At 57.3% G+C, this 3,477-nt stretch carries 3 protein-coding genes; all 3 read left to right on the forward strand.

What is annotated here, in order from left to right:
* Positions 1-443: 443 nt before the first annotated feature.
* The 3 genes from AB5Y70_RS08500 (at position 444) to AB5Y70_RS08510 (ending at position 3,438) form a co-directional block, all read left to right on the forward strand.
* Complete coding sequence (locus tag AB5Y70_RS08500) at positions 444-1,445, forward strand: sulfate ABC transporter substrate-binding protein (RefSeq protein WP_042864432.1); 1,002 nt, start codon at positions 444-446, stop codon at positions 1,443-1,445.
* A 39-nt stretch (positions 1,446-1,484) separates the two neighbouring features.
* Positions 1,485-2,060: an alpha/beta hydrolase gene (locus tag AB5Y70_RS08505; RefSeq protein ID WP_102949186.1), complete on the forward strand. Its 576-nt coding sequence runs from the start codon at positions 1,485-1,487 to the stop codon at positions 2,058-2,060.
* 290 nt (positions 2,061-2,350) lie between these two features.
* Positions 2,351-3,438, forward strand: a protein-coding gene (locus AB5Y70_RS08510; protein ID WP_099368947.1) for an IS3-like element ISKpn10 family transposase whose coding sequence is annotated in 2 segments (ribosomal slippage) — positions 2,351-2,603 and positions 2,603-3,438 — 1,089 coding nt in all. Because the reading frame shifts where the segments join, the coding sequence is not laid out codon by codon here.
* Positions 3,439-3,477 lie beyond the last annotated feature (39 nt).

The raw sequence follows: 3,477 nt of genomic DNA on the forward strand, positions 1-3,477 counted from the left end.
CCGGGGGTCGCGGGTTCGAGTCCCGTCCGCTCCGCCACTAAATTGAAAGGCCTTCCCTATCGGGAAGGCCTTTTTGCTTTCTGGCGTCTGGATAATAGCTCAGGAAACAAGAGGCAATCGGCGGGTCTGCCGCCTGTTACTGACAACACGCCTCTTCCCCCCCTGTGGTGCTTACGTGCCTGGTATTGTCTCTTTGCCCAGGGTTTACCCTTCGCTCTGGTTTGCCTTCGTTCCCCCATCTTTTCCCAACCCGGCCAATCGGCCGGGCTTTGTCGTGTCTGGAGATGAGCATCGCAAGCACGCGAATACGCTCTGACCGAGAGTGCCAGAGGACCATCGGGAGCTCATATGCGGATAAGAGATAAGCAAAGCGCTTTTTCTTTCTTCATGGAATATGCATAAGCGGGCATGCTGTACTCAACCCAACGATATGGAGTATCACCATGAAACTGCGAATGACCGCTCTCACCGTTCTCTCCCTGCTGGCTCTCGGTCAGGTCCAAGCCGCCGAGGTGCGGCTGCTGAATGTCTCCTATGACCCGACGCGGGAGCTGTTCCAGGAGTACAACAGTGCCTTTGCCAAGGAGTGGAAGGCCAAAACCGGCGACGATGTGGTGGTGAGCCAGTCACACGGTGGCTCAGGCAAACAGGCTCGTGCCGTGGTGGACGGACTGGAGGCTGACGTGGTCTCCCTGGCGCTGGCCTATGACGTCGATGCGGTGGCCAAGGCAGGTCTCACCGCCAGCGACTGGGAAGGGCGTTTGGCCAACAATGCCTCTCCCTATACCTCCACCATCGTCTTCCTGGTGCGCAAGGGGAATCCCAAGCAGATCAAGGATTGGGGCGACCTAGTGCGCAAGGATGTCGCCATCATCACCCCCAACCCCAAGACCTCCGGCGGTGCGCGCTGGAATTATCTGGCTGCCTGGGGCTATGCCCTGAAGAAAAGCGGCACTGAAGAGGGCGCCAAACAGTTTGTCAGCGATCTGTTCAAGAATGTGAAGGTGCTGGACTCCGGGGCACGTGGCGCCACCACCAGCTTCATCGAACGCGGGCTCGGGGATGTGTTGCTGGCCTGGGAAAATGAAGCGTTGCTGGTGCTCAATCAGCCGGGCACCAGCGACAAGTTCGAACTGGTCGTGCCCTCGGTCTCCATCCTGGCAGAGCCGCCGGTAGCCGTGGTGGACAAGGTAGCCAAGAAGCATGGTACCGAGGCCGTCTCCAAGGCTTACCTCGAGTATCTCTACTCTGACGAAGGGCAGCGCATCATCGCCAAATACCACTATCGTCCGAGCAATCCGGCGATCCTGAAGGAGACAGCGGCCCAGTTCCCCAACCTGACGCTCTTTACTGTCAAGGATCTGGAAGGAGATTGGGACAAGGCACAGAAGAAGCACTTCGCCCAGGGCGGATCGTTTGACCAGATTTACCAGCCGGGCCGCTAAGAGACACAGGCCCCTGTGACAACAGATAGGAGTACCACGATGAACAAGATCCTTCTGGTTCCCGGTCTGCACAATAGTGGGCCGGATCACTGGCAGAGCCGCTGGCACCAGCAATTTCCCCAGTGGCAGAGAATGATGGGTCTGCCCTGGGACAAGCCGGATCTCACGGTCTGGAGCGCCAAGCTGGCGAGCAAGCTCAGGAGCCGGCGCAGCCGGGTCCACCTGGTCGCCCACTCCTTCGGCGCTCTGACGGCCATCGCTGCCGCCAGACTGCAACCAGACAAGGTCTCCTCCATCTTCATCGTTGCCCCTGCCGATCCTGCCCGTTTCGGTATCCCGGATCAGGTGTTGGCGGGGTCCATCAAGGTCTCTGCCCAGTTGATCGCCAGCCGCAATGACCCCTGGATGAGTTTCGAGCGGGCAGAGTTCTGGAGCCGGCAGTGGCAGGTGCCGTTGTTCGATGCGGGGGAGGTGGGCCATATCAATGCCCAGTCCGGCCATGGGGAGTGGCACCAGGGCCTCGCTTTGCTCGGCACCCTATACCGCCGTGCCGAAATGGTGGTGGAGCCTGCTCCTGCCGAGTGGAGCAAGCAGGCCGCACTCAGTTTTCGATGAGGGCGCCTCGGATTGTCTCGGCACGATTTCCAGACAGGCTGGCAACTTGGCCAGTGTGACTGACTTTGCATGTTCCCGGTTTTACCGCTCCGTCTTTTAGGTCTTTTATTTATATAAAAGACCTTTTTTTATGCTTATCGCTCTAAAAGCCTTGTTCCACCATTGTTAGATAAAAAAGTGCTTAGCAAAGGCATTATTGGTGTTTGTTGTCCCTGGCCGGGTAATCCCCCCGAAAAACCAGGGTGCTCATAAGTAGAATTTTCCCGTACCTTGAACGCAGGAGGTTCTACATGAAAACATCACGCTTTAGCGATACCCAGATCATCGCCATCCTCAAACAAGCTGAGGCTGGAGCTCCCGTCCCGGAGCTCTGCCGCGAGCATGGCATCAGCACGACCACCTTCTACAAGTGGCGTTCCAAATTCGGGGGGATGGATGCCTCCCTCATGGCTCGACTCAAGGAGCTGGAGGACGAAAACCGCCGCCTCAAGAAGATGTACGCCGAGGAGCGCCTCAAGGCAGAGATCATCACCGAGGCCATGGCAAAAAAGTGGTAACGCCATCTGCCCGCCGGGAGATGGCGACCAAAGCCGTGACTCACTACGCCATATCCATCCGTCTGGCTTGCCGGATCTTCAAGGTCAGTGAAAGCTGCTATCGCTATCAGCCCGTGCTGGTCGATGAAAACCAGGAAATTGCCGATTGGCTGCTACGTATCACGGCCAGCCAGCGCAACTGGGGCTTCGGGTTATGCTTTTTGTACCTGCGCAACGTCCAAGGCTTTGGCTGGAATCACAAACGGGTATACCGGATCTATCGGGCGCTGGAGCTCAATCTGCGGATAAAACCCAGGAAACGGTTGGTTCGGGCTAAGCCAGAGCCGTTGGCGGTTCCCGACCAGCCTAATCAGTGCTGGTCGATGGACTTTATGCATGACCAGCTCAGCGATGGCCGCTCGGTGCGGCTGTTTAATGTGATCGATGACTTCAATCGTGAAGCGCTGTGCATCGAGGTGGATTTCTCCTTACCCGCCTCACGAGTCAAACGGGCGCTGGAGCAGGTGATCACGTGGCGAGGTAAGCCCGCCATTATCCGATGTGACAATGGCCCGGAATACATCAGCGAAGAGCTCAAGCGATGGGCGAAACAGGAGGGGATAACCCTGGGCTATATCCAGCCAGGAAATCCGCAGCAGAATGCCTACATCGAACGTTTTAACCGCACGGTGCGCTACGACTGGCTGGGCCATTACCTGTTTGAGTCACTGAATGAACTACAGGAGTTTGCCACGAACTGGCTGTGGGTTTATAACCATGAGCGGCCCAATATGGCGCTGGGTGGCTACACGCCGAAACAGCGTCTGGCACAGGCCGCATGACCTCTACTTTTGAATGCCCCTAAAAATGGGGGGATTACC

The organism is Aeromonas sp. s1(2024) (assembly GCF_040908005.1).
GTDB lineage: Bacteria > Pseudomonadota > Gammaproteobacteria > Enterobacterales > Aeromonadaceae > Aeromonas > Aeromonas caviae.